Raw genomic sequence first — 233 nt, 5'->3', positions numbered from 1 at the left:
CGGGCCGCAGCAAACGATCGTGCAGCATGAAACCTTCGGCGGCGACCTGAATGATGTCCCCCGCCTTGGTGCCGGGCACGGGCGCTTCGAACATGGCCTGATGATGCTGCGGGTCGAACCGGTCGCCCACCTCGGGTGCGATCACCTCGATCCCGTGCTTCTTGAACACGTTCAGCAGTTCGCGCATCGTCAGTTCAACACCTTCAAGCAGTGCCGCGGAGATCTCTTTCTGC

Annotated in this window: 1 protein-coding gene; it reads right to left on the bottom strand. The window is 61.8% G+C overall.

From position 1 onward, the window contains the following. Window positions 1-233, bottom strand: a 233-nt coding sequence (gene grpE / locus A3728_RS15820) for a nucleotide exchange factor GrpE (RefSeq protein WP_082858009.1), incomplete at both ends; no start/stop codon positions are given.

Source organism: Sulfitobacter sp. HI0040 (genome assembly GCF_001634885.1).
In the GTDB taxonomy this organism is placed as follows: Bacteria; Pseudomonadota; Alphaproteobacteria; order Rhodobacterales; family Rhodobacteraceae; genus Sulfitobacter.
The sequence above is the reverse complement of the archived record's forward strand: the minus strand, read 5'-3'. Positions and strand labels throughout refer to the sequence as shown.